The sequence below is a fragment of the Bradyrhizobium sp. ISRA442 genome (genome assembly GCF_038085055.1).
In the GTDB taxonomy this organism is placed as follows: domain Bacteria; phylum Pseudomonadota; class Alphaproteobacteria; order Rhizobiales; family Xanthobacteraceae; genus Bradyrhizobium.
The window spans coordinates 36,825-60,688 of the sequence record NZ_JALGCN010000002.1; the positions used below are offsets into that span (position 1 = coordinate 36,825).

The 23,864-nt window shown below is 63.6% G+C and carries 20 protein-coding genes; 10 read left to right on the plus strand and 10 right to left on the minus strand.

Going from position 1 to position 23,864, the window contains the following annotated elements; translation table 11 throughout:
* The first annotated feature begins 120 nt into the window (after window positions 1-120).
* Together MTR72_RS03330 and MTR72_RS03335 are read left to right on the plus strand one after the other, a co-directional pair.
* On the plus strand, window positions 121-1,518 hold the full coding sequence (locus MTR72_RS03330; RefSeq protein WP_280965006.1) for a UdgX family uracil-DNA binding protein: 1,398 nt from the start codon (window positions 121-123) through the stop codon (window positions 1,516-1,518).
* Between the two features lie 107 nt (window positions 1,519-1,625).
* Window positions 1,626-3,248 (plus strand): inorganic phosphate transporter, encoded by a 1,623-nt coding sequence (locus tag MTR72_RS03335; protein WP_280965007.1) that lies wholly within the window; start codon window positions 1,626-1,628, stop codon window positions 3,246-3,248.
* 77 nt (window positions 3,249-3,325) lie between these two features.
* Here the strand turns inward: MTR72_RS03335 and MTR72_RS03340 are convergent, their stop codons facing one another.
* The gene (locus MTR72_RS03340; protein WP_280965008.1) at window positions 3,326-4,498 is read right to left on the minus strand and encodes a M20 aminoacylase family protein; all 1,173 of its coding nucleotides are present in this window, start codon (window positions 4,496-4,498) and stop codon (window positions 3,326-3,328) included.
* Between the two features lie 201 nt (window positions 4,499-4,699).
* Here MTR72_RS03340 and MTR72_RS03345 point away from each other — a divergent pair, with 201 nt between their 5' ends.
* Window positions 4,700-6,319: a GMC family oxidoreductase gene (locus MTR72_RS03345; protein WP_341510101.1), complete on the plus strand. Its 1,620-nt coding sequence runs from the start codon at window positions 4,700-4,702 to the stop codon at window positions 6,317-6,319.
* Between the two features lie 83 nt (window positions 6,320-6,402).
* Here MTR72_RS03345 and MTR72_RS03350 read toward each other — a convergent pair whose 3' ends face one another.
* From MTR72_RS03350 to MTR72_RS03365, 4 genes are all read right to left on the minus strand, one after another.
* Window positions 6,403-7,635 (minus strand): ABC transporter permease, encoded by a 1,233-nt coding sequence (locus tag MTR72_RS03350; RefSeq protein ID WP_280965010.1) that lies wholly within the window; start codon window positions 7,633-7,635, stop codon window positions 6,403-6,405.
* Window positions 7,635-8,354: an ABC transporter ATP-binding protein gene (locus MTR72_RS03355; RefSeq protein WP_280965011.1), complete on the minus strand. Its 720-nt coding sequence runs from the start codon at window positions 8,352-8,354 to the stop codon at window positions 7,635-7,637. Before MTR72_RS03355 ends, MTR72_RS03350 begins: the two co-directional genes overlap by 1 nt.
* Window positions 8,351-9,499 (minus strand): efflux RND transporter periplasmic adaptor subunit, encoded by a 1,149-nt coding sequence (locus MTR72_RS03360; protein WP_341510102.1) that lies wholly within the window; start codon window positions 9,497-9,499, stop codon window positions 8,351-8,353. The genes MTR72_RS03355 and MTR72_RS03360 overlap by 4 nt, the downstream gene beginning before the upstream one ends.
* 211 nt (window positions 9,500-9,710) lie before the next feature.
* Complete coding sequence (locus MTR72_RS03365; RefSeq protein WP_280965013.1) at window positions 9,711-10,025, minus strand: hypothetical protein; 315 nt, start codon at window positions 10,023-10,025, stop codon at window positions 9,711-9,713.
* Window positions 10,026-10,390: 365 nt separating this feature from the next.
* On the opposite strand from MTR72_RS03365, the gene MTR72_RS03370 reads away from it, so the two are divergent.
* The 4 genes from MTR72_RS03370 to MTR72_RS03385 all read left to right on the plus strand — a co-directional run bounded on the left by MTR72_RS03370 (window position 10,391) and on the right by MTR72_RS03385 (window position 13,127).
* Entirely contained in the window at window positions 10,391-11,329 is a 939-nt protein-coding gene (locus MTR72_RS03370; RefSeq protein ID WP_341510103.1) for a metallophosphoesterase family protein, read from the plus strand.
* 13 nt (window positions 11,330-11,342) lie between these two features.
* On the plus strand, window positions 11,343-11,666 hold the full coding sequence (locus MTR72_RS03375; protein WP_341510104.1) for a cupredoxin domain-containing protein: 324 nt from the start codon (window positions 11,343-11,345) through the stop codon (window positions 11,664-11,666).
* A 151-nt stretch (window positions 11,667-11,817) separates the two neighbouring features.
* The gene (locus MTR72_RS03380) at window positions 11,818-12,366 is read left to right on the plus strand and encodes a sigma-70 family RNA polymerase sigma factor (RefSeq protein ID WP_280965016.1); all 549 of its coding nucleotides are present in this window, start codon (window positions 11,818-11,820) and stop codon (window positions 12,364-12,366) included.
* The gene (locus tag MTR72_RS03385; RefSeq protein ID WP_280965017.1) at window positions 12,363-13,127 is read left to right on the plus strand and encodes an anti-sigma factor family protein; all 765 of its coding nucleotides are present in this window, start codon (window positions 12,363-12,365) and stop codon (window positions 13,125-13,127) included. The genes MTR72_RS03380 and MTR72_RS03385 overlap by 4 nt, the downstream gene beginning before the upstream one ends.
* A gap of 23 nt (window positions 13,128-13,150) precedes the next feature.
* On the opposite strand, the gene MTR72_RS03390 is transcribed toward MTR72_RS03385, so the two are convergent.
* Window positions 13,151-13,555 (minus strand): GFA family protein, encoded by a 405-nt coding sequence (locus MTR72_RS03390; protein WP_280965018.1) that lies wholly within the window; start codon window positions 13,553-13,555, stop codon window positions 13,151-13,153.
* Between the two features lie 121 nt (window positions 13,556-13,676).
* Complete coding sequence (gene hpnO, locus MTR72_RS03395; protein WP_280965019.1) at window positions 13,677-15,068, minus strand: aminobacteriohopanetriol synthase HpnO; 1,392 nt, start codon at window positions 15,066-15,068, stop codon at window positions 13,677-13,679.
* Window positions 15,069-15,209: 141 nt separating this feature from the next.
* Between hpnO and MTR72_RS03400 the strand changes: the two genes are divergently transcribed.
* Entirely contained in the window at window positions 15,210-15,830 is a 621-nt protein-coding gene (locus MTR72_RS03400; protein WP_280965020.1) for a DUF2147 domain-containing protein, read from the plus strand.
* Here MTR72_RS03400 and MTR72_RS03405 read toward each other — a convergent pair.
* Complete coding sequence (locus tag MTR72_RS03405) at window positions 15,798-18,386, minus strand: hopanoid transporter HpnN (protein WP_280965021.1); 2,589 nt, start codon at window positions 18,384-18,386, stop codon at window positions 15,798-15,800. The genes MTR72_RS03400 and MTR72_RS03405 overlap by 33 nt on opposite strands.
* 461 nt (window positions 18,387-18,847) lie before the next feature.
* Between MTR72_RS03405 and ispH the strand changes: the two genes are divergently transcribed.
* Both ispH and hpnH read left to right on the plus strand, forming a co-directional pair.
* Window positions 18,848-19,774, plus strand: coding sequence for a 4-hydroxy-3-methylbut-2-enyl diphosphate reductase (ispH, locus tag MTR72_RS03410; protein WP_280971032.1), 927 nt, complete (start codon window positions 18,848-18,850; stop codon window positions 19,772-19,774).
* 35 nt (window positions 19,775-19,809) lie between these two features.
* On the plus strand, window positions 19,810-20,970 hold the full coding sequence (gene hpnH, locus MTR72_RS03415) for an adenosyl-hopene transferase HpnH (protein ID WP_280965022.1): 1,161 nt from the start codon (window positions 19,810-19,812) through the stop codon (window positions 20,968-20,970).
* A gap of 166 nt (window positions 20,971-21,136) precedes the next feature.
* Here hpnH and MTR72_RS03420 read toward each other — a convergent pair whose 3' ends face one another.
* A complete protein-coding gene (locus MTR72_RS03420) occupies window positions 21,137-21,949 on the minus strand; it encodes a phosphorylase (protein WP_341510105.1) in 813 nt (270 codons plus the stop codon).
* The gene (shc, locus tag MTR72_RS03425) at window positions 21,883-23,835 is read right to left on the minus strand and encodes a squalene--hopene cyclase (protein WP_280965024.1); all 1,953 of its coding nucleotides are present in this window, start codon (window positions 23,833-23,835) and stop codon (window positions 21,883-21,885) included. The genes MTR72_RS03420 and shc overlap by 67 nt, the downstream gene beginning before the upstream one ends.
* Between the last annotated feature and the right edge of the window lie 29 nt (window positions 23,836-23,864).

The following is a 23,864-nucleotide window of genomic DNA, read 5'->3' on the forward strand; positions in this document are numbered from 1 at the left end:
AACCAACGGCTGGCTCATTTGTTCATGATATGTTCTAATATAAAGCTAACGGCGCCCCTGGAGTCAATCGAATTGGCGCGCCAGCAAATTCATGAGCGGAATCAAGAGGATTCAAGTGCCATGTACCTCATCACCCTCGACAGCGAGACCGATTTCGACGGCTGGCGCAAAACCGCTCGCGCGCTCGCACTGCATCATGTCGCGCCGGCTGAGGTGACGTGGAGCGTACAGGGCCGCACGAAAGACGAGATGCCACCCGGCCTGTGCGAAGCGCCAGGCCTTCCACCGATCGAAACCGACAGCACCTTCAGCGTGCCGGCCAATTTCATCGAGCTCGCACGCGTCGCGATCCTGCATCACAACAGTGAGCGCTTTGCGCTGCTCTATCGCCTGCTGTGGCGATTGCGGAGCGATCACGACCTGCTCGAGACCAGGACAGATCCCGATGTCGCGATAGCAACAGCGATGGCTGGCAGCGTGCATCGCGACGTACAGCGGATGCGCGACGTCGTCCGGTTCCGCGAGATCGGACGCGAGCACAAGACGCACTTCGCCGCTTGGTTCGTGCCGGAGCATCACATCGTCGAATTCGCAGCCCCCTTCTTTGCGCGCCGCTATGCCGACATGCCCTGGTCGATCCTCACGCCCGACATTTGCGCCCACTGGGACGGCCACGCGATCTCGTTCACGCCAGGGATCAGCCAGACGGAGATGCCCGCCCCAAACCGGCTGGAGGAAACCTGGCGCCGTCACTTCCGATCGGACCAACCGATCGCACCGGAGGCGCCGAAGAAGCGCCGCAGGAACTTGTCGGAAGCTTCGATACTTGAACCTCTGCTCTCTGATGCCGAACGCTGGACCGGCGGAAGGATCACCCCGCCCTCGGAGCCGTCCATGAAACGCAAATCCGCCGCTGACGATCTCGAAACGCTGCGCGACGAAGCCGCCCATTGCCGCGCCTGCCATCTCTACAAGGATGCGACGCAGACTGTATTCGGCGAAGGTCCAAAGAGTGCCACCATCATGCTGGTCGGCGAGCAGCCCGGCGACAAGGAAGACCTCGCCGGCCATCCCTTCGTCGGACCTGCCGGCCAGATACTCGACCGCGCGCTGGAAGAGGCCGGCGTCGACCGCAAGAAGGTCTATGTCACCAACGCGGTCAAACATTTCAAATTCGTGCCCCGCGGAAAAATCCGCCTGCACCAGAAGCCGAACACGCCGGAGATCCGCGCCTGCCGGCAATGGTACGAGCGGGAACTGGCAGCCCTTCAGCCCAGTCTCGTCGTCGCGATGGGAGCGACCGCCGCACAGAGCGTGTTCGGCAAGATCACCCCGATCGGCAAAAACCGCGGTCGGCTGATCGAGCTGCCTGATGGGCGCAAGGCGCTGGTGACGGTGCATCCGTCCTATCTGCTACGGCTGCCTGACCCCGAAGCCAAGGAACAGGAGTATCGCCGCTTCGTCGGCGATCTCAGGCTCGCGGCCGGCTTCCGGGAAAAATCAGCAAGGGCAGCGTGACGTAGCGCACGCCGCATCGCAACAGATTCGGTAGTGAAGCACCGTCATTTCAACTGCCTGTCACATGCCGCGCGCAAAATCGCGGCCTTGTGACAGGAGAATTTGAAATGAGTGACGTTGCTTTGCCCGGCTCCATCGAGCCAGCCTTGCGGAGGGGACCCGACCTTGACCGCGGATTCCATCCCCTCACCGGCGTGATCTACATGGGGGTGATCGCCGCTGCACTGCTCTTCGTCGCCTACAGCATTTGGGTCGACGTTGATGCGACCGGCACGCAGGTCAAGACCATCGCGCCCTTCCTCCTGCTCTTCGTCGCGCTTCTGATCGCGCTCGGCTTTGAGTTCGTCAACGGCTTCCACGACACCGCCAACGCGGTCGCGACCGTGATCTACACGCGCTCGCTGCCCGCCCACGTCGCCGTCGTGTGGTCCGGCATGTTCAACCTGTTCGGCGTGCTGCTCTCGTCCGGCGCGGTCGCATTCGGCATCGTGTCGCTGCTGCCGGTCGAGCTGATCCTCCAGGTCGGCTCCAGCGCCGGCTTCGCCATGGTGTTCGCGCTTCTGATCGCGGCCATCATCTGGAACGCCGGGACCTGGTATTTCGGCCTGCCGGCCTCGAGCTCGCACACACTGATCGGCTCGATCATGGGCGTGGGCATCATGAACGCGGTCCTGCATGGCCGCAGTGGCACCTCGGGCGTCGACTGGACGCAGGCTACCAACATCGGCAAGGCACTGCTGCTGTCGCCGCTGTTCGGCTTCGCGCTCGCCGCCGGCCTTCTCCTGATCCTCCGTACCGTGCTGCTGCGCGCCACGCCCGCTTTGTTCGGCGAGCCGAAGGGCGACCAGCCGCCGCCGTGGTGGATCCGTGGCATCTTGATCCTCACCTGCACGCTGGTGAGCTTCTTCCATGGCTCCAACGACGGCCAGAAGGGCATGGGCTTGATCATGCTGATCCTGATCGGCACCGTGCCGACCGCCTACGCGCTCAACCGCGCGCTGCCGGCGAACCAGATCGAGCAGTTCAGCAAGAACTCGGAAGCAGCGAGCAAGGTGATCGAATCCAAGGCTGCCGGCTACAACGTGATCGGCAACCCGCGGCCCGCGGTGACCAACTACGTGGCCGCGCACGAGATCAACGGCGGCACGTTCCCCTCGCTCGCCGTGCTGGTTCGCGATATCGCAAAGCAGGTCACCACCTACGGCTCGCTCGCCAAAGTGCCGGCGGAAGCCGTCGGCAACACCCGCAACGACATGTACCTCGCCTCGGAAGCGCTGCGCTTCCTGATGAAGGACAAGGAAGCCGAGCTTAGCGCCGACGATGTCGCTGTGCTTAATGCCTACAAGGGCTCGCTCGACAGCGCCACGAAGTTCATCCCCGGCTGGGTGAAGATCGCGGTCGCCATCGCGCTCGGCCTCGGCACCATGGTCGGCTGGAAGCGCATCGTGGTCACAGTCGGCGAGAAGATCGGCAAGACACACCTTACCTATGCGCAAGGCGCCTGCGCCGAGATCACGGCGGCTGCCACCATCGCCGCTGCCGACGTTTACGGCCTGCCGGTCTCGACCACCCACGTGCTGTCGTCCGGCATCGCCGGCACCATGGCCGCCAACGGCTCGGGCCTGCAATGGGCCACGATCCGCAACATCGCCATGGCCTGGGTACTGACCCTGCCGGCCGCGATGATCATCTCGGGCGTGCTGTACTACGTCTTCTCGCGCATGTTCTGAGCGATCAGATAAACTCGAAAGCAAAAGGGCCCGTGTTGATGCACGGACCCTTTTCCGATGCACTCGTCGTCAAAAGATCACGACGCCGGCAGCGACTCCTCGACCAGCTTGATCCAGTAGGACGTGCCGTAGACGATCGCCTCGTCGTTGAAATTGTAGGCGGGGTGATGCAGGCCCGCGCTGTCGCCATTGCCGCAGAAGATGAAGGCGCCGGGACGCGCTTCCAGCATATAGGCAAAATCCTCGCCGCCCATCAGCGGCGGCATCTCGAGAACGTTGGCTTCGCCCGCCACCTGCTTCGCGATACGCGTCGCCACCTCGGTCTGCGCGACGTGATTGTTCACCACGGGATAGTTGCGCTTGTAGTGCAGGTCGATCTTGGCGCCCGTGATCTGCGTCACGCCCGCCACCACTTCGTGCACGCGCTTCTCGACGAGCTTGCGCACCTCCGGGGTGAGCGTGCGGATGGTGCCCCGCAGCTCCGCGGTCTGCGGAATGACGTTGCGGGCGTTGCCGGCGTGGAATTCGCAGATCGAGATCACGGCCGATTCCAGGGGATCGACGCTGCGCGCGACGATCGACTGCAATGCCGTGATGAGTTGCGCGCCGACCAGAACGGAATCAACGCATTTGTGCGGGCGCGCGGCATGGCCGCCGAGGCCCTCGATCTTGATGTCGACCTCGTCGGTCGCCGCCATGATCGGGCCCGGCCGGATCGCGAACGAGCCGATCGGAATACCAGGGCCATTATGCATGCCGTAGACCTGGTCGATGCCGAACCGCTCCATCAGCCCGTCCTTGACCATGGCCGCACCGCCGGCGCCGCCCTCCTCGGCCGGCTGGAAGATCACCACCGCATCGCCGGCGAAGTTCCGGGTCTCGGCGAGGTAGCGCGCCGCACCGAGCAGCATCGCGGTGTGGCCGTCATGGCCGCAGGCATGCATCTTGCCGGGGTTCTTGGAGGCGTAAGGCAGGTCGGTCTGCTCCTCGACAGGCAGGGCGTCCATGTCGGCGCGCAGGCCGATCGCCTTGAGCCCCTCGCCGGCCGGCCTCTTGCCCTTGATCACACCGACCACGCCGGTCTGACCGAGGCCGGTCACGACCTCATCGCAGCCGAACTCGCGCAGCCGGTCCGCGACGAATGCGGCAGTGCGGTGGACGTCATACAGCAGTTCGGGGTGCTGGTGGATGTCCCGCCTCCAGGCCTGGATATCCGGCTGGAGGTCGGCGACACGGTTCACGATGGGCATGGAGGATCTCAAGCTCTTAATTGGGAATACAGGACTGTCTACCATGCAAGCGCCGCTCCACCCAACTGCCGCGGGCCGGGTGGCCCTGCCCGCCCGGCATGGCCGGGCTTGTCCCGGTCGGCTTCGTCCGATTATTAGGACGGAAGGCGCGTGGATGCCCGGGACAAGCCCCGGCATGACGCCTGTTTGGGTAGAAGCAGAATGCCAAGACGGCTCGAAGGTGAGTTTGACTACATTGTCGTCGGGGCCGGCACGGCGGGCTGCATCGTCGCCAACCGGCTCTCGGCCGCCCCCGGAAACCGCGTGCTGATCCTGGAGGCCGGCGGCGACGACAACTGGATCTGGTTCCACATCCCGGTCGGCTATCTCTTCGCAATCGGCAATCCGCGCTCGGACTGGATGTTCAAGACCGAGGCCGAGCCGGGCCTCAATGGCCGTTTGCTGGCCTATCCGCGCGGCAAGGTCATCGGCGGCTGCTCGGCAATCAACGCCATGATCTCGATGCGCGGTCAGGCTGCCGACTACGATCATTGGCGCCAGCTCGGCATGACCGGCTGGGGCTACGACGACGTCTTGCCGCTGTTCAAGCGGCTGGAGGACCACTTTCTCGGCGCGAGCGAGCATCACGGTGTCGGCGGTGGCTGGCGCATCGAGGCGCCGCGGCTGTCATGGGCAGTCCTCGATGCCGTTGGCGACGCGGCCGAGGAGATGGGCATCAAGCGCATTCCGGATTTCAACACCGGCGACAACGAAGGCACGAGCTATTTCCACGTCAACCAGAAACGCGGCCGGCGCTGGTCGTCGGCCCGCGGCTTCCTCAAGCCCGCATTGAACCGTCCCAACCTGCGGCTCGAGAAGCATGTGCTGGTCGATCGCCTGATCATCGAGCAGGGCCGCGCGGTCGGTGTGCGCTTCATCCAGAACGGCGAGATCATCGAGGCGCGCGCCAAGCGCGAGGTGATCCTCTCCGCCGGTGCGATCGGCTCGGTCCAGGTGCTGCATCGCTCCGGCATCGGCCCTGCCGACTGGCTCTCGCCGCTCGGCATCGATGTGGTGATGGACCAGCCCGGTGTCGGCCGCAACTTGCAGGACCACCTCCAGCAGCGCGCGATCTACAAGGTCGAGGGCGTGCGCACCCTGAACGAGACCTATTACAATCTATTCCGCCGCGGGCTGATGGGGCTCGACTACGCCTTCCGCCGCCGCGGTCCACTGACCATGGCGCCATCGCAGCTTGGCATCTTCACCCGCTCCGATGCGACGCGCGCACGCGCCAACATCCAGTTCCACGTGCAGCCGCTGTCGCTCGACAAGTTCGGCGATCCCCTGCACCGCTTCCCCGCGATCACGGTCAGCGCCTGCAACCTGCAGCCGACCTCGCGCGGCACCGTGCGCCTGCGCTCGGCGACGCCAGACGAGAAGCCGATGATCGCACCGAATTATCTTTCGACCGACGACGACCGCCAGGTCGCCGCCGACGCGATTCGCACCACGCGCCGCCTGATGCAGCAGAAGGCGCTCGCCAAATATCGCCCGAGCGAGTACCTGCCCGGCCCCTCCGTCGGCGACGACGATGCCTCGCTCGCCAAGGCCGCCGGCGACATCGGCACCACCATCTTCCATCCCGTCGGTACCGCGAAGATGGGCACTGCCAACGATCCCATGGCCGTCGTCGACGAGCGCCTGCGCTTCCACGGTCTCGGCAATCTGCGCGTCGTCGATGCCTCGATCATGCCGACCATCACCTCGGGCAACACCAACACGCCGACCGCGATGATAGCCGAGAAGGGTGCGACGATGATTTTGGAGGACGCGAAGTAGAGACGTAGCCCGGATGGAGCGCAGCGCAATCCGGGGACCCGTCGCACGCTTAATTCCGGTTTCGCTGCGCTCCCTCCGGCTTCCTATGCAGATCTCAATACGACGGCCGGATCCAAACGCGCGGCCCGCTCAGCGGGCAGCAGACCGAAGACGGTCCCGACGAGGCTGGAGCAGGCGATCGCGATCAGTGCCATCGCATCGTTGAACTCGACGGGCCACCCGAGCGCAGAGGGGACGACGCGCGCGCTTGCGTAGCCAACGATGAGTCCCAACAAACCGCCGATCGTGCACAGGAGCACCGCTTCCAACAGGAACTGTCGACGGATGTCCTGCGGTCGGGCACCAAATGCCAGTCGAATGCCTATTTCATTGATCCGTTCGGCCACGGATACCAGCATGATGTTCATCACTCCGATGCCGCCGACCAGCAGCGAGATTCCTGCAAGCGTGGACACCAGCAACGTGAACTGGCGATAGGCTCGGTCACGCGTCTGGGCGACCTGAATGAGATTCTGAATTCGGAAATCGTCGGCCTTGTGCCCCATGATCCTGTGACGCTGCCGCAGGACGCGGGCAATCGCACCTCCCATCGTTGTCATTGACTGGGCGGAATCGGTCTTCACCAGAATTGTATGCACGGCATCCGGATTGGCCTGACTCCGTCCGGTGGCGAAGATTCTTGCGGACGACAAAGGAATGAAGATGACGTCGTCCTGGTCGCGGCCGGTGAAGTCCTGCCCCTTCTCGGCAAGCACTCCGATCACGACATAAGACGTGCGGTCGATGCGGACGAAACGGCCGAGCGGGTCACTTCCGCGGAACAGTTCGCGGGCAATGGTATGTCCGATCACCGCGACCTTTGCGACTGATGCAACCTGATCCTGATTGAATAGTTGCCCCTCCCCTATCCGCCAGTCACGGGCATCAAAAAACTCCGGCGTCACGCCTGCAACGAGGGTCGACCAGTTCAAGTCTCTCGCGATGACCGTCTCTTGCCCGCCGACGAATGGCGCGGCAATGACGACGTCGGGCACCTCGCGAGCAACCGCGAGCGCATCGGTCGTCGTGAGTGACAGGACCGTGCCCGCCTGCAGTCGCACGCCTTGCGCGTTTTGCGCACCTGGCTGCACCAGCAATAGATTCGATCCAAGGGAATTGATCTGTCTCGAAATCTCGGCACGCGCCCCCTCCGCCACGGCGACCACGATCAGCACGGCGGCAATGCCGATGACAATGCCCGTTACGGCGAGAACAGAGCGCAACATGTGCGCGCGTATCGACTGAAACGCCAGATAGACGTAGCCGAGCGATCGCATCAGAACCCCGCGACGGTCAAAGTTGAGGAGGCGCCGGGGGATTTCGAGTCGTCGACAACCGCGCCGTCCCGGAGCCTGATCGTGCGCTGCGCGCGCCCTGCGACCTCGGCGTCGTGGGTTACAAGCATGACCGTGAGGCCGTCACGCCGGAGTTCGGCGAGTATCGAGAGGATGGTGTCGCGTGTGCTCGTATCGAGTGCCCCGGTCGGCTCGTCGGCCAAGAGGAGGTCGGGTTCGTTGACAATCGCACGCGCAACGGCGACACGCTGCTGCTCACCGCCCGAGAGCTGGCTAGGCAGGTGCTGCATCCTGCTGCCGAGACCGACCCGATCGAGCGCAGCGCGCGCCCTTGCGATCGGATTGCGCAACCCGTCACGCCGATAGAATAACGGCAACCCCACATTCTCAAGTGCGGTCAGGCGCGGCAACAGATTGAAGTTCTGAAACACAAAGCCGAAGCGCCGGTTTCGCAGCTCGCTCAAGCGGCTCCTTGACTGCACAAGTACATCGTGACCGTGAAGAAAGTAGCTTCCGGACGAGGGTCGATCGAGGCAGCCTATGATCGAAAGCAAGGTGGATTTTCCTGACCCCGACGGGCCCACGACGGCAACGAACTCGCCCGGATCGATTTGCATGGTTATGTCCGACAGCGCGTGAACGCTTTGGCTGCCGAGCCGGTGTTGCTTGCGGATATGCTCCAGGGCGACGAGCGATGTCATGGCTTGCTACGGTAACCAATGGCGACCCGCTGGCCTATTTGGACGTCCGGCGAGACGATCTGGGTCAGGGAGTCGCTGGTGGCGCCCAGTGAAACCGTGGCGTGGTCCAGATGGCCGGACTTGGTACGGACCCAGATCACCCCCTGTCCGGGAGCGCGGTCGGTTGTGCCCTCGCGCACCGGCCGAAAGCTGAGTGCGGCATTTGGAACAACCATCACATCGTGTTGCTCCTGAACCACGATGCGAACATCAGCCGTCATCCCGGGAAGCAGCAAATCTTCTGGATTGGGGGCTGAAATCATCACGGTGTAGGTCACCACGTTTTGCACCATCCGCGCTGCCTTTCGGATCTCGAGTACGCGGCCCTCGAATGTCCGGCCCGGATAGGAATCGACGCTGAACAGTGCGCGCTGGCCAGTTCGCACCGCGCCAATGTCGGCTTCGCTGACGGACGCATTGACACGCATGTCCGACAGATCCCGTGCAATGGTGAAGAGAGTCGGGGCCTGGAGGCTTGCAGCCACTGTCTGGCCAAGCTCGACGCTGCGCCGGATGACTATTCCATCGATCGGCGACTTGACGGTGCTTCGTTCGAGATCAAGTCGAGCCCGTTCGAGCGAGGCACGCGCAACCATCACACCGGCCGCGCGCACCTGCTCGCGCGCCTGCGCCGCGGATAATTCCGCGGCGAGAGAGCGAGCCGTCGTCTGCGCTCGCTCGGCGTCGCGTTGGGAAACGCTGCCGTTCTTGCTGAGTGAGCTCTTGACCTGAAGATCGCGCAAGGCGTCATCGTAGTGCGCCTGCGCACCATCGACGGCCGCCTTGGCCTCCTCATGTTGCGCGAGCGCGACGGTGAGCGCGGCTTCTGCTTCCTTGACCGAGACTTCGAAAGTGGCGCTGTCGAGTGCAGCAAGGGGCTCGCCGGCCCGAACGATGGAATTGTGGTCTGCCATCAGCTTGCCGACCTGCCCCGAAAGCTGCGAGCTGACCTCGACGGTATCAACGGCTTCGAGCGTTCCGGCAGCGGTGACGTTCTGAATGATGTTGTCGCGGGCAATGCTGACATAGCGCAGATCATCATGGTCGCCGCCGGCAGCAGGGAGCGAGCTGTCCGGAGCCCACAACGGATAGGCAACTGCAACCACACAGCCTCCCAAGGCTGCGCGCATCAGAAGGCTTCGGGGCGACGTCAGTTGATTATCCGTGCGAATGATAATCTCCCTGCATTGGCTTTTGTGGCGCTCCGCGCTGAACGTTGTCGCCCTGGGAATTCCGCAGGCGGCGCGATCAGACCAGGTGAACTGAGAGTGAACGCGCCGCTTATGGCGCGATGCGAAGTGATCGCAGTCGGCTGGATTAGGGCACCGAAGGGCTGCCCGTGGGCACGGTCTTTGTCCCGGCCAGCGCCGGCGGAGGTGTCTTGAGCATCTTCACCCCGGTCGTCGTGTCCGTTGCCGGGACGGTATGGTCCTCGCCCTGAAACACGCTGCCTTGACCTGGGACTTCGTCGCCCGGCCGCCCCGGATTATTCATGCCGTTCAGGAATGGTTGACTCGTGGTGGTTGACAGTCCGCCCGCAGCCACGGCGGTGAATAGATGGTCTGCTGCATAGCTCGGGCAGGCTCCTGCAAGCAGTGATGCGCCTGCCGCAAGGATCGCAAGTTTCCTCATCGTTGACTCCTCTGTGATTTGCGGATGCCAAGACCACCAATCGCTAGCTACGCCTCGGCAACGCTTGAATGCAGTCGATCTCGGGCAGTTCCTAATTTTCCCGCAATGAAGCTCAATGTCTCCATGACGAATGGGTTGGTTTCTGACACACAGGTCAGAATCGCGGATCGTTGAAGGGACGACGGCATCAACCACAGGGATCGCGGAGCATTGCTCGGTGATGATTCTTTCCGGCCCCCGCTCGGTGTCACACCGCGTCCGGGCACGAAACATTCCTCACGAAATCGTCATCCCACCGGGGAATAAACCCGCTCCTCCCCCGATCACCTCCCCGAAGCCCAATTCAGGGCGAGAGGAGATGCGCGATGAGCGGACACGACCATGGGGAAGACGGCGTCAGCCGCCGCAAGGTGCTGGAATGCATGACCTGGGCCGGCACCGGAGTGCTCTGGACCATCACCGGCGGCGTGCCGCGCTCGCTCGGCATCATCGATTCCGCAGAGGCCGCGACCAACCCCGGCATGACCTTCTTGCAGATCAGCGACAGCCATATCGGCTTCGACAAGCCGGCCAATCCCAACGCGCTTGGTACGCTGGAGGAAGCCGTCAACAAGATCAGCGCGATGCCGGACAAGCCGTCCTTCATGATCCACACCGGCGACATCACCCACTTGTCCAAGGCCGCCGAGTTCGACAATGCCGAGCGAATCATCTCGCAAACCAAGCTCGATGTGCACTACGTACCCGGCGAGCATGACTTCCTCGACGAGGAGGTGAAGTTCTATCGCGAACGCTACGGCCGCGGCACCAAGGGCCAAGGCTGGTACTCCTTCGATGCCGGCGGCGTGCACTTCATCGGCCTCGTCAACGTCGTCGACCTCAAGGCCGGCGGACTCGGCAATCTCGGCGCCGAGCAGCTCGCCTGGCTCCAGGACGATCTGCGCGGCAAATCGAAATCGACGCCGATCGTGCTGTTCGCCCATATCCCGCTCTGGACCGTCTATCCGGAATGGGGCTGGGGCACCGAGGATGGCGGCCGCGCGCTGGAATACGTCAAGGGCTTCGGCTCCGTCACCGTGCTCAATGGCCACATCCACCAGGTGATGCAGAAGGTCGAGGGCAACGTCACCTTCCACACCGCACGGTCGACCGCCTTCCCGCAACCGGCGCCGGGCGCCGCCTCCTCGCCCGGACCGATGAAGGTCGAGGACGCCAGGCTGCGTTCCATGCTCGGCGTCGCCAGCATCAACTTCAAGCAGGGCGATCAGCGCCTCGCCATCATCGACACTCCGCTGCAGAGCTGACGGAAACAAGGTCATGAAGACGCTTAACCGCCGCGACTTCGGTGTCGCCGTGGCCGCGGCCATCCTGCTGCCTGCCACAACCGCCCGTGCCGACGACATGGAGGTGCATATCGACAATTTCGTCTTTCAACCGGCCGAGCTGAAGATCAAAGTCGGCACGACAGTGACCTGGACCAACCGCGACGACATCCCCCACACCGTCGTATCGGCCGGAAAGTTCAGGTCCAAGACCTTGGACACCGACGACAAATTCTCGTTCACCTTCACGAATGCGGGCGACTACAAATATTTTTGTTCGTTGCACCCGCACATGACGGGGATGATCAAGGTTGAGTAACATCTCGAACCACGGCATCTCCGTCCTGCCCGGCCGGTGGTCCCACGCCGGCCGGGCTCACGCGTCTACCGTCAGGCCCAGGGAAGAAACGAAGCAAGAGACGAAGCGCGAACCGAAGCAACAAGCAAGACAAGAGGCAAAGCGAGAGGCGATGCCCGTTACCGACGATTTTCAGAAGGCGCAGCGCTTCCGCGAGGCGGCGCTGCCCTATCTCGACGACGTCTACACCCTCGCGCGCTATCTGCTGCGCGATGCCTCCGACGCCGAGGATGCGGTGCAGGAGTGCTATCTGCGTGCGCTGAAGCACTTTGACAGCTATCGCGGACCGGCGATGAAGCCCTGGCTGTTCGCCATCCTGCGCAACGTCTGCAACGCCGAATATGCACGGCGCGCGCATTCGCATGCCGCGATCGAGGATACGCCCGGGGCCGCCGAGCAAACGCCGATGTGGCAAGAAACCGAAACGAGCCCGGAGACCGAAGTGCTGCGCAGCCGCGATGCCGGCGCCATCCGCAGGCTGATCGATGCGCTCGCCGAACCGTTCAAGGAAACATTCGTGCTGCGGGAGATCAACAACCTGTCCTATCGCGAAATCGCCGAGGCCGTCGGTGCGCCCGTCGGCACCGTCATGTCCCGCCTCGCGCGAGCCCGCGCCATGCTGCGCGCAGCCTGGGTGGCGGAAGAGGAGCATTCGAGATGACCTGCGACGAAGCAAAAGTCCTGCTTCACGCGCTGCTCGACAACGAGCTCGATGCCGGCCATGTGCGCGAGATCGAGGCGCATATCGCAGGCTGCCCGGCTTGCGCCGCCGAACTGGCGGCACAACGCGAAATGAAGCGCGTGCTCGCCGACGCCAACCTGCGCTACACCGCGCCCGAGAGCTTGCGCGCGCGCATCGAGGCGTCGCTGCCGAAACCGCAACGCCAACCCAGCCGACGCTCTGTACTGCGCGGCTTCGCGATGGGCTCGGCGGTTTCCGCGCTCGCCGCCAGCGGGGTCGTTGCCGTGGTGCTGCGCCAGGACGATCAGCAGCGCATCCTCTCGGAAGTCGTTTCCGCGCATCTTCGCTCGCTTCAGGCCGGCCACCTCACCGACGTGATTTCGACCGACCAGCACACGGTCAAGCCGTGGTTCAACGGCAAGCTCGACGTCGCCCCGCCGGTGATCGATCTCACCGCGCAAGGTTTCACGCTCGTCGGCGGCCGGCTCGACTATATCGACGCCCGCGCGATCGGCGCGGTGGTCTACCGGCGCCGGCAGCACATCATCAACCTGTTCGTGTCGCAGACCTCCAACACCGAGTATCGCGCGCCGAAGACCGAGACCATGCAGGGCTTCAACTGCCGCCGCTGGGGCAATCGCGGCCTGAACTTCTGGGCCGTCAGCGACATCGGCGCCGACGAGCTCGCCGAATTCGTCGACAAGTTCGAGGCGGCAATGAAGGCGAATGTGGAAGGATAATTGTGCGGCGCCTGCGCACGCCGTTATTCGAGCGGAGGAAACCGTTCGAAGATCGGCAGTTCGTGAGCCCGCTCCATCCAGCGAATCCGCTCGGCGACCTGGATGTGCATCATGGCTGGAACGGCATCGGGGTCATCATAGGTGCCGCTCTGTATGTCGATGACGCCGGGCATCATGTTTTCGTTGATGTAGAAGAGTCCCGTACCGCAATCGGCGCAGAAGTGCCGTCGTCCATGCTCGGATGATTGATAGATCTTCGGCTGGCCGCGCACCACTTTGACCGCCTCGAGCGGATACATCGCCCAACCGACCATCGGCGCCCCGGAATGGCGACGGCAGTCCGCGCAATGGCAGAGCGCGTGCACCATCATGTCGCCGTTCACCTCATAGCGGATCGCACCGCAATGACAGCCGCCAGTCACTCGCATCGCCCACTCCTCTCCCGGTCAGGTCAACGCAGGGAAAGTAAGTGCTGCTTTGAAGGTTCCGTCGGCTGAGTGCTTCAGCAGGTCGCACGTTGCGACACTAGGCGGCGACCGGGCCTAGATCCTACGCCGAGCGCCGTACCGCGTTGTCCACCAGCGTCTTGCCGAGCGACCAGATCGCGCCGGGGACCTTGTGGCTGCCGGCGATGACGTCGTCGAAGGCGCGCTCGATCCAGTTACAGTCTTCTTCGGTGATGGTAAGCGGCGGCAGCAGCTTGATGGTGTGGCTGCCGTGGCCGGCGACCTGGGTCAGAATCTTGTGATCCTTGAACAGCGGCACGGTGATGAGCTGGCAGAACAGGCCTTTGTTGGCGGTCTCCAGCACGTTCCAGGACGCCCGCAGGCGCAGCGACTTCGGCGGGCCGAACTCGATGCCGATCATCAGCCCCTTGCCGCGCACCTCTTTCATCAGCTCGTAGCCGGGCACCATGCGCGTCAGCGCCAGCCGCAGCTCGGCGCCGCGCTTGGCGGCCGCCTCGATCAGCTTCTCCGATTCCATCACGTCAAGCGTGGCGATGCCGGCGGCCATGGCGAGGTCATTCTTGGAGAAGGTCGAGCCGTGCACGACCGCACGGTCCATCTGGTTGAAGATCTTGTCGAAGATGTTCTTGCGCGTCAGCACGGCGCCGACCGGCACGTGGCCGCCCGACAGCGATTTCGACAGGAGCACCATATCGGGCTCGACGTCCCAGTGCTCGACCGCGAGGAAGCGGCCGGTGCGGCCCATGCCGGTCTGGATCTCGTCGGCGACGAACAACGTGCCATACTTCTTGCAGAGCGCGGCGGCGCCCGGCAGGAACTCGTCCGCGGGCATGTTCACGCCCTTGCCCTGAATCGGTTCGACGATGAAGGCCGCGACCTCGCGGGACGACAGTGCCTTCTCGAGTGCGGCAAGATCATTGAACGGAACAGGGGTGCAGCCCGGCAGCAGCGGCTCGAAACCGCTGCGGAAGTTCGGATCGCCAGTCAGCGACAGCGCGCCATAGGTCAGGCCGTGATAGCCGTGGGCGCAATAGACGATGCCTGGCCGCCCTGTAGCGCCGCGCGCGAACTTGATCGCCGCCTCGACGCATTCCGCGCCGGAATTGGCAAAGAACGCCTTGTCGAGATAGGGAACGTATTTCAAAAGCCGTTCGGCGAGCACGCCGGCGAGCGTGGAGACGTCGAATTGGACGAGGTTGGGCAGATCGGCATCGAGCACGCTCTTGAGCGCCTCGCGCATCACCGGATGATTGCGCCCGATCGCGAACACGCCAAATCCGGACAGAAGGTCGAGATAGCGAGCGCCATCGCGATCGTAGAGGTACTGTCCCTGCCCTTTCTGGAAGCCGACATCGTAACCGATGGTCTTGAGAACCCGAACGAACTGCTCGTTCAGATACCGATTATGCAGGGCGCTGCGCTGGGCCTGACGGTCCGCGAACAGCTTGGACATGTCTGGATTTGGACTGTGCATCCGCTACATACTTCGGTTGAGGGTCGCTTCGTCAACAGAAAACGGACCGCAGCAGATTACGGTCTGTGCGGCCTTTTGCCCTTTTTCGGACCATCTTCGCAAGCACAGCTTTAGACCATGTTGCACTGCCGAGGGAATATCATGCGTTTGGCCATTTACACCGGAATATTACTGGCTGGCGGTTTCACCTGTTTGACCACGGCGCGCGCGGCCGATCCCACTGGCGACTGGCGGGTCGCCGACGGCGTCGCCAACATCCGCGTCGCGCAATGCAATGGCAGCATGTGGGGCGCAGTTTCCTGGGAAAAGCAGCCCGGCGGCCGCGACGAAAACAACCCGGATGTCTCAAAAAAGAACAGGCCGACGCTGGGCATGCCGACCCTGATCGACATGAAGAAAAAGTCCGGCGCCGAGCAGTGGGAAGGTCAGGTCTATAACGCCAAGGACGGCCAGCTCTACAGCGCGACCATCACCCCCGTCGGCACCGACCAGCTCGAGATCAAAGGCTGCGTGCTGGGCTTCCTGTGCGGCGGCGAGACCTGGACCCGGGTCAGCCCGCCGATTCCCGCCAGCCCCGCCATGATCAAGGGTGCGCCGAAGTCGACCGGCGCTGCGCCAAAAGCCGGAGCCACGACAGGTGCGACCGCGCCTGCGCCCGGAACTGCAAAGAGCGCTGGCGCGTCCAAGCCCGGTCAGAAGAGTGCCGCCGACCCTGTCGGCGACATCTGCCTACTCCCTGAGATTGCGGGGTTTACCCATTAGGGCTGGCTGGAACAGCAGCACGGCGGCAAGCGTCGTCACCAGCGACAGCGCCAGCAGCTTTCCCATGCTGGATGTGCCGGGATGGCTCGACAGCCACAGGCTGCCGAACGCGGTCGCTGTCGTCAGCGCGCTGAAGAAGATCGCGCGTGTCAGACTGGTCTGCAGCAGATTCGTTCTGCCGGAGCGCCAGGCGACGACATAGTAGATCTTGAAGGCGACGCCGACGCCGAGCAGCAGCGGGAACGCGACGATATTGGCGAAGTTGAGCGGCAGGCCGATCAGCACGCAGATCTCGAGCGTCACGGCACCGGCGACCAGCAGCGGCACCAGCGTCATCAACACGTCGACGAACCGGCGCAGCGTGATCCACAGCAACAGGCCGATCACTAGCAGCGCGTAAATGCCGGCGTGGATGAACGCCTTCACCACGGTATCGCCGGATTTGAGGATGGAGACCGGTCCGCCGATCGCGGTCGGCTCGGCCGCGAGCACGGCGGCCGCGAATTTGCGCAGGGTGTCGTTGTCGTTGGGGTCGCCCTTGGGCAGCGCCTCGACACGGATGATCCCGTCCTTGCTCTTCCAGGCGTTGACGAGATCGGCAGGCAGCGACTTCAGGGTGACGGGTTCGGCCTGCAGCGCGTTCCTGAGCTGATTGAACACGATCTTCATCGGCGTGACGAAGACGTCCTGCGCCTTGTTGCGCGTGGCTTCATCCGCATTGGCGAGCTTCTCGAGCGCGTCCGCGAGCCGGCGTGAGGCGACCGCACCCGGGCCCTTCGCATCGCCTGCCGTCCTGCGCAAATTGTCGACCGAGGATTTCAGCGACTCGACGTTCTCCTGGTCCGACGGCGCCGCATCGATCTGGTCCGGATTGAGCGCGGGGTTCAGCACCTTGGCGCCCTGCGCGATCAGCTTCAGCTTCGGTTGCTGGTCCTGCGGCACGAAGCTGTCGAGCGACATCACCCGCAGCACTTCGGGCACCTTCTCCAGCCTGGCCTCGACCTGCCTCGCCTGCTCCTCGGACGTGGTCATCACGTTGATGGCGTTGGCGCCGGTGTTCGGATCCTTGCGCAGGTCGAGGAAGGTCGCGATCGATTCGGCGTTCGGGTTGCGCAGGTTCATCGGGTTGAAGTCGAACTTCATGAAGTAGAGCAGCGGCAGACCGCCGAGCGCGAGCAGCAGCGTGCCGCCCACGATCACCACGCGGTGCTTCTCCAGGAAGTGATCGAGCGGCGCCAGGAAGGCATAGCCGACCGGCTCCTTCTCGCCGGGCGGGTTCAGAAGCTTCAGAAGCGCGGGCAGCACCGTGATGCTGGAAAGGAACGCCACCAGCATGCCGACGCCGGCGATCTGGCCGAGCTCGGAGATGCCCTTATAGTCGGTCGGCATGAAGCAGAGGAAGCCGGCGGCGGTCGCCATCGCCGCGAGCGACAGCGGCACCGCGGAGCGCTTTGCGGCCAGCACCAGCGCGCCCGAGAGATCGCCGTGCTTGAAGCGCTCCGAGCGGTAACGGACGCTGTACTGGATACCGAAATCGACGCCGAGACCCACGAACAGCACGGCGAACGCGATCGACAGCAGATTGAGCGAACCGACCATCATCAGGCCGGCGGCGGTGGTCACCGCGAGGCCAATGAACAGGTTGACGAACACCGCGAAGATGATCTTCGCCGAATGCAGCGCAAGCCAGAGAATGAACAGCACGACCACAACGGTGCCGATACCGTTCACGACGGCGCCTTCCTGGACGGTGGCGTATTCCTCGTTGGCGATCGGGACCGGACCTGTCAGCCGAACCTGCGCCTGGTACTTGGCCGGAAAATCGAGGTCCGCCGCCGCTTTCCGGATCGCGTCGGTCGCGCCCTTGCCCGGCTCCAGCGCGTTGTAGTCGAGGATCGGCTTGAACTCGATGAAGGCGCGCTTATCCGAATCCGACAGCGGCTCGTCGCTGACGAGCTCACGCCAGGAGAAGGTCGCATTGCCCTTGTTGAGCACGGTCTCGACGGTCTGCGCGATCATATTGAACGGCCGCTCAGTGCTGTCGAGCTTCACCTGCCCCCGCTTGACGCCGGCAAGCCCGGTCTCGAGCGCGCCGGTCAGGCCGCGAATCGAGGGATCGCCCGCCATGATCTCGATCAGCGGGGCCGCGGATTCGAACTGGCCGGTGGCCTTGGCGACCTCTTCGGTCGGAAGGAACAGAAAGCCGTTTCTCTCGAAGAACTCGCCGGAGCCGAGCTGCTGCATCGACTGGAAGTTGGTCTTGTCGTCCTTGAGCTTGGTATAGAGCGCGTCCGCCGCGGCAGTCGCCATCTCCGGCGTCTTCGCCTCCACGACCGCCAAAATCGTCGCGTCGCGGTCGAAGGCGCGGTCGAACTGCTGGTCGCGCTGCCGCCAATCGAGATTTTGCGAGATAAGGGAATTGATGTCGGTGTTGATGGCGAAATGACGCGCAGCGTAATAGCCCCCCGCGACCGCCAAAAGGAGCCCGAGGACGACAACGAGGGAAGCAAACCGGGTACAGGCCCTGACGACGGCGACGACTACGCTCTGCAGCACATCTATTCTTTCTGGTGTTAACCGGAAACGCCCGCTGTTTATCGGAGTTCCCTGGCGAAACCTATTGCTGTTTTGAGTGGTTCTCGTCGGAGGAAGGTTCGAAGCAAACGACGGGAGACCAATGGCAAAATCATGCGGGACGGTCGGTATAGCCGGCGAGTTGAGGCGGGAAAGTGACGATGGAGTGAGGACAAATGCCGCTCCCTTCGTCTTTGATCGTTCCTACCATAATACCGTCAAGGCTATCGGAGATGGAACTCGAGGCGCATTCCGCCTTTCCTCGGGGCCGATTTTTTGACACAAAGTGCTGCGCCTCCATGCGCCTGGAACCCGGACGGGTGTGTCGTTACCGCGCATGCGCGAAACCAATGGTGCGGATATTGCAACTCATCATTGGTCGGGAACGGGGCGCTGCCGGCCACAATTGAGCGGATTGGTGCGATTTGCGTGATGGACGTCCAATGGAAGTTTTTCTAGCGCAGCCACGCGGCTTTTGCGCGGGCGTGGTGCGTGCGATCGAGATCGTGGAACGGGCCCTGGAGAAGTACGGCCCGCCCGTCTACGTGCGCCATGAGATCGTGCACAACAAACACGTCGTCGAAAGCCTGAAGAGCAAGGGCGCGATCTTCGTCGAGGAACTGTCCGAAGTTCCAGCCAAGGCGGTGACCGTGTTCAGCGCCCATGGCGTCGCCCGCAGCGTCGAGGAAGAGGCCGCCGCGCGCGACCTTCCGGTGCTGAACGCCACCTGTCCCCTGGTCACGAAAGTTCACAATCAGGGGAAGCGCTACATCACCAAGGGCCGCACCCTGATCCTGATCGGACATGCGGGTCATCCCGAAGTTGAGGGTACGATGGGCCAGGTTCCGGGCCCTGTGCTGCTCGTGCAAAGCGTTGAAGAGGTTAACGCCTTGACGCTGCCGGCAGATGCGCCAGTGGCCTACATCACCCAAACCACGCTCTCGGTCGATGATACCAAGGACATCATTGCGGCCCTCCAGGCCCGATTTACAGATATTCAAGGCCCGGATATCCGGGATATCTGCTATGCGACACAGAACCGCCAATCTGCGGTAAGGAACTTGAGCAAGCTGGTCGACGTGATTTTGGTGGTGGGCGCCGCCAACAGCTCGAACTCGAACCGGCTCCGCGAAATCGGCACTGAGGCCGGCGTCGCGAGTTATCTGATCGCCGATGGCCGCGAGCTCAATCCGCAATGGTTGAAAGGTGCAAGGACCGTCGGCATCACGGCTGGCGCTTCGGCGCCTGAGGTGCTCGTGGATGACGTGATCGAAGCGCTGCGGCGGATCGGACCGGTGACGGTCTCCGTGCTGCCCGGCCGCGAGGAAGACATCGAATTCCGGCTTCCGGCCGAACTGGCTGCAAGCTGACCTACCCGAATTCCAAGCCCAGAAAGAAACGTGTGATGGCAATACCCTTCTTCAAGGAAATGCGTATCGGCGGCTATTTGCTCAAGCAGAAACTGCTTGGCCGCAAGCGCTATCCGCTCGTGTTGATGCTGGAGCCGCTGTTTCGCTGCAACCTCGCCTGCGCCGGCTGCGGCAAGATCGATTACCCGGATGCGATCCTCAACCGCCGCATGTCCGCACAGGAGTGCTGGGACGCGGCTGACGAGTGCGGCGCGCCGATGGTCGCCATTCCCGGCGGCGAGCCGCTGATCCACAAGGAGATCGGCGAGATCGTGCGTGGCCTCGTCGCGCGCAAGAAGTTCGTCTCGCTCTGCACCAACGCGCTGCTGCTCGAGAAGAAGCTCGATCTGTTCGAACCCTCCCCTTACCTGTTCTTCTCGGTGCATCTCGACGGCCTGCGTGACCACCACGACAAGGCCGTTTCGCAGAAGGGCGTGTTCGATCGCGCCGTGTCCGCGATCAAGGCGGCGAAGGCGCGCGGCTTCACCGTCAACGTCAACGCCACGATCTTCGACGGCCATCCGGCCGAAGAGATCGCGAAGTACCTCGACTTCTGCGCCGAGCTCGGCGTCGGCGTGTCGATGTCGCCGGGCTATGCCTATGAGCGTGCGCCCGACCAGGAGCACTTCCTCAACCGCACCAAGACCAAGAAGCTGTTCCGCGACGTCTTCGCGCTAGGCAAGGGCAAGAAGTGGAACTTCATGCATTCCGGCCTCTTCCTGGATTTCCTCGCAGGCAACCAGGAATATGAGTGCACCCCGTGGGGCATGCCCGCGCGCAACATCTTTGGCTGGCAGAAGCCCTGCTACCTGCTGGGTGAAGGCTACGCCAAGACCTTCAAGGAGCTGATGGAGACCACCGACTGGGATTCCTACGGCACCGGCCGCTACGAAAAGTGCGCCGACTGCATGGCGCATTGCGGCTACGAGCCGACCGCGGCCACTGCGGCTCTCAACAACCCGCTGAAGGCGATGTGGGTGTCGCTGCGCGGCATCAAGACCTCGGGGCCGATGGCGCCGGAGATCGACATGTCCAAGCAGCGCCCGGCGCAGTACATCTTCTCCGAGCAGGTCCAGAAGAAGCTCTCGGAAATCCGCCGCGACGAGGCGCTCGCCGCCCAGCAGAAGGCCGCTCAGAAGGCATCGACCGCCGCGTAGGCGCGACCGTCGACCTGAAGCCCGGATGCAGCCAAGCGAAATCCGGGAGCAAGGTTACTGCAGTCGGCCCCGGATTGCGCTTCGCTCCATCCGGGCTACGCGCATCAAAAGAAAAAGGCCCGATCGCATCGCGATCGGGCCTTTTCGTTGGTCCGTTGGTCGCCGCTCAGACGGTCTCAGGAACCAGGCCCTCGCCCTCAAGCCCCTCGCTGCCGATCAGGAAGTCGCGGCAACCGCGCAAGGAGCGCAGCGCGCGGTTGAAATCGATGCCAGTCGAGACCAACGCATGCAGCGTTCCCGGATTGCGTACGATCCCGCGCAGCACGGCCGCCACGTCGATCTGGCCGTTCGGTTTGATTGCGGCGCGGGCGATCGCCGGCAGCGCGCGGTGGGCGGGGTCGCTGATGACCCGGACCGCGGCAAACGGAAGCCCGACCTGGGCGGCGTAGGCCGCCGCGATGTGGCTTTCCATGTCCACGGCCGCCGCTCCCGTCTCCAGGTGCAACGCCTCCTTACAGGACCGCCCCGTGACCACTTGCTCGGCGCCGGCGAGACTGCCGCGCACCACGCGGCGGCGGCCCGATGTCAGGCGGTCGATGAGGTCGTCGCTGAGCGACAGCCCGGCGGCCCAGCGGGTATCGCCGGAGAGCACTTCGGTCGCCACCACCACGTCTCCAGAGCGCAGCGTCGGGTCGAGCCCGCCGGCCACGCCGAAGGAAATCACGCCGCGAATCGATTCGGGATCCACCACCGTCAGAAGCGCCCGCAACTGAGTCGGGCTGCTGGAAGAGCAGATGACAGCCATTCCCGGCCCGGCGGCGATGCGGGCCTCCTGAACCAGTCCAGTCACGATCAATATCGGCCGCGGGTCTATAGCATTACCCGCGGTAATCTCGTCCCCCGTCCCCAAAGTCACATTCCGACCCCTACCACCCTGCTGTTGGTGTTCCGCAAGTTCCGGTACCGCGCCAGTGCCCACAGCGGAAAGAACTTCGGGTAACCATGATACCGTAGATAGAATACGCGGGGGAAGCCTGTGGCGGTATACCGCTGCTCGTCCCACAGTCCTTTTTCGTTCTGTGTTGCAATCAGGTACCCTACCCCGCGGGCGACGGCCGGGTGATCGACCTCACCGGCCGCCATCAGGGCAAGCAAAGCCCATGCCGTTTGCGAGGCGGTCGAGGGCGCAGCCTCCCAGCCCTTGTAATCCAGCCGGTAGCTGACCGCGTCCTCACCCCAGCCGCCGTCCTCGTTCTGGATCGAGGCCAGCCAGTCGGCCGCTTTGCGAATCATCGGGTCCTTTTGGTCAACGCCGGCCATGTTCAGGGCGCACAGCACCGACCAGGTGCCATAGATGAAGTTCATGCCCCAGCGGCCATACCAGGACCCCTCGGGGTGCTGGGTGCGCCGGAGATAGGCGACCCCGTCGGCCACGTGCTTGCTCGTCTTTTCGGTCTGTCCGAGCTGAGCCAGCATCGAGATGCAGCGGGCGGTCACGTCCTCGGTCGGCGGATCGAGCAGCGCGCCGTGGTCGGAGAACGGGATATTGTTCAGATAGTACTCGAGGTTATTCACGTCGAAGGCAGCCCAGCCGCCGTCGTCGCTCTGCATGCCCTCGATCCACTCCCGGCCGCGGTCGATCGCCGCATCATAGCCTGCGATCCCGTGCTCGCGGCGCATGCGGTCCATCGACATCACCACGACGGCGGTGTCGTCGAGATCGGGATAGTGGGCGTTGTTGTACTGGAAGGCCCAGCCGCCCGGCCGGGTCTCGGGCCGCTTCACGGCCCAGTCGCCCTTCACGTCCAGGACCTGCTTGGGGATCAGCCAGTCGAGCCCCTGCTTCGCCGCGGGCACCGCTTGCGGGCCGCCGGCTTCCAGCAGGGCGTGGGCAGTCAGCGTGGTGTCCCACACCGGCGAGACGCAGGGCTGGCAATAGGCCTCGTCGTCCTTGATGACGAGCAGCTTGTCGAGACCGCGGCGCGTCGCGGCGCGCGGGGGATAGTTCTCGTCCTTGCCGAGCGCATCGTACATCATGACGATGTTCGCCATGGGCGGATAGATCGCACCCATGCCGTCCTCGCCGTTGAGCCGCTCCTCAGTGAAGGCGAGCGCGGCATCGATCGCACGCTTGCGCAGGCTCTTCGGAAACATCGGCTCGACCGCGCGCAAGATATGTTCAAGTGCACGGAACAGCAGGAACCAGGCCATGCTCTGATGCGGTGCCTTTGCGGTCATGCCGATCGAGCGCGGATCCTGAAGAAACAGCTCGTCGATGCCGACGCCCTTCGGATTCCGCGCGCGCGGCTTCAGCGCCGCAAGCACCAAGAGCGGCACCATGGTGGTGCGCGCCCAATAGGAAATCTTGTTGAGATGGAACGGCGACCAGAACGGCAGCAGCACGATCTCGACCGGCAGCACCGGCACCGCGCGCCAGGTCACGACGCCGAACATCGCGAGTGTGAAGCGGGTGAAGACGTTGCTATGAATCGCACCACCGCGCGAGCGGATCGCCTCGCGCGCACGCACCATGTGCGGCGCGTCGACGGAGTCGCCAATCATCTTGAGCGCGAAGTAGGCCTTCACGCTGGCGCTCATGTCGAACTCGCCGTCATGCACCAGCGGCCAGCCGCCATGGGCCCCCTGCACGCGGCGCAGATAATTGCCGATCTTGGCTTCGAGCACGGTGTCGATCGGCTCAGCCAAATGATGGCGCAGCAGGATGTACTCGGCCGGAATCGTGCAGTCCGCCTCGAGCTCGAACACCCAGTGGCCGTCGGACTGCTGGAAGCCGAGGACGCCTTGCGTGGCCGACGCAATGCTCGATTCCAGGACTTCGCGGTTGGTCGCGTTCACGGAATCCATCTCGCTCGATTTCTCCGATAGTTGTTGGG

Bases quoted from the DNA above. Each gene is read 5' to 3' on its own strand.
- MTR72_RS03330 (WP_280965006.1), top strand. From the start codon at position 121: ATGTACCTCATCACCCTCGACAGCGAGACCGATTTCGACGGCTGGCGC.
- MTR72_RS03335 (WP_280965007.1), top strand. From the start codon at position 1,626: ATGAGTGACGTTGCTTTGCCCGGCTCCATCGAGCCAGCCTTGCGGAGG.
- MTR72_RS03340 (WP_280965008.1), bottom strand. From the start codon at position 4,498: ATGCCCATCGTGAACCGTGTCGCCGACCTCCAGCCGGATATCCAGGCC.
- MTR72_RS03345 (WP_341510101.1), top strand. From the start codon at position 4,700: ATGCCAAGACGGCTCGAAGGTGAGTTTGACTACATTGTCGTCGGGGCC.
- MTR72_RS03350 (WP_280965010.1), bottom strand. From the start codon at position 7,635: ATGCGATCGCTCGGCTACGTCTATCTGGCGTTTCAGTCGATACGCGCG.
- MTR72_RS03355 (WP_280965011.1), bottom strand. From the start codon at position 8,354: ATGACATCGCTCGTCGCCCTGGAGCATATCCGCAAGCAACACCGGCTC.
- MTR72_RS03365 (WP_280965013.1), bottom strand. From the start codon at position 10,025: ATGAGGAAACTTGCGATCCTTGCGGCAGGCGCATCACTGCTTGCAGGA.
- MTR72_RS03370 (WP_341510103.1), top strand. From the start codon at position 10,391: ATGAGCGGACACGACCATGGGGAAGACGGCGTCAGCCGCCGCAAGGTG.
- MTR72_RS03375 (WP_341510104.1), top strand. From the start codon at position 11,343: ATGAAGACGCTTAACCGCCGCGACTTCGGTGTCGCCGTGGCCGCGGCC.
- MTR72_RS03380 (WP_280965016.1), top strand. From the start codon at position 11,818: ATGCCCGTTACCGACGATTTTCAGAAGGCGCAGCGCTTCCGCGAGGCG.
- MTR72_RS03385 (WP_280965017.1), top strand. From the start codon at position 12,363: ATGACCTGCGACGAAGCAAAAGTCCTGCTTCACGCGCTGCTCGACAAC.
- MTR72_RS03390 (WP_280965018.1), bottom strand. From the start codon at position 13,555: ATGCGAGTGACTGGCGGCTGTCATTGCGGTGCGATCCGCTATGAGGTG.
- hpnO (WP_280965019.1), bottom strand. From the start codon at position 15,068: ATGCACAGTCCAAATCCAGACATGTCCAAGCTGTTCGCGGACCGTCAG.
- MTR72_RS03400 (WP_280965020.1), top strand. From the start codon at position 15,210: ATGCGTTTGGCCATTTACACCGGAATATTACTGGCTGGCGGTTTCACC.
- ispH (WP_280971032.1), top strand. From the start codon at position 18,848: ATGGAAGTTTTTCTAGCGCAGCCACGCGGCTTTTGCGCGGGCGTGGTG.
- hpnH (WP_280965022.1), top strand. From the start codon at position 19,810: ATGGCAATACCCTTCTTCAAGGAAATGCGTATCGGCGGCTATTTGCTC.
- shc (WP_280965024.1), bottom strand. From the start codon at position 23,835: ATGGATTCCGTGAACGCGACCAACCGCGAAGTCCTGGAATCGAGCATT.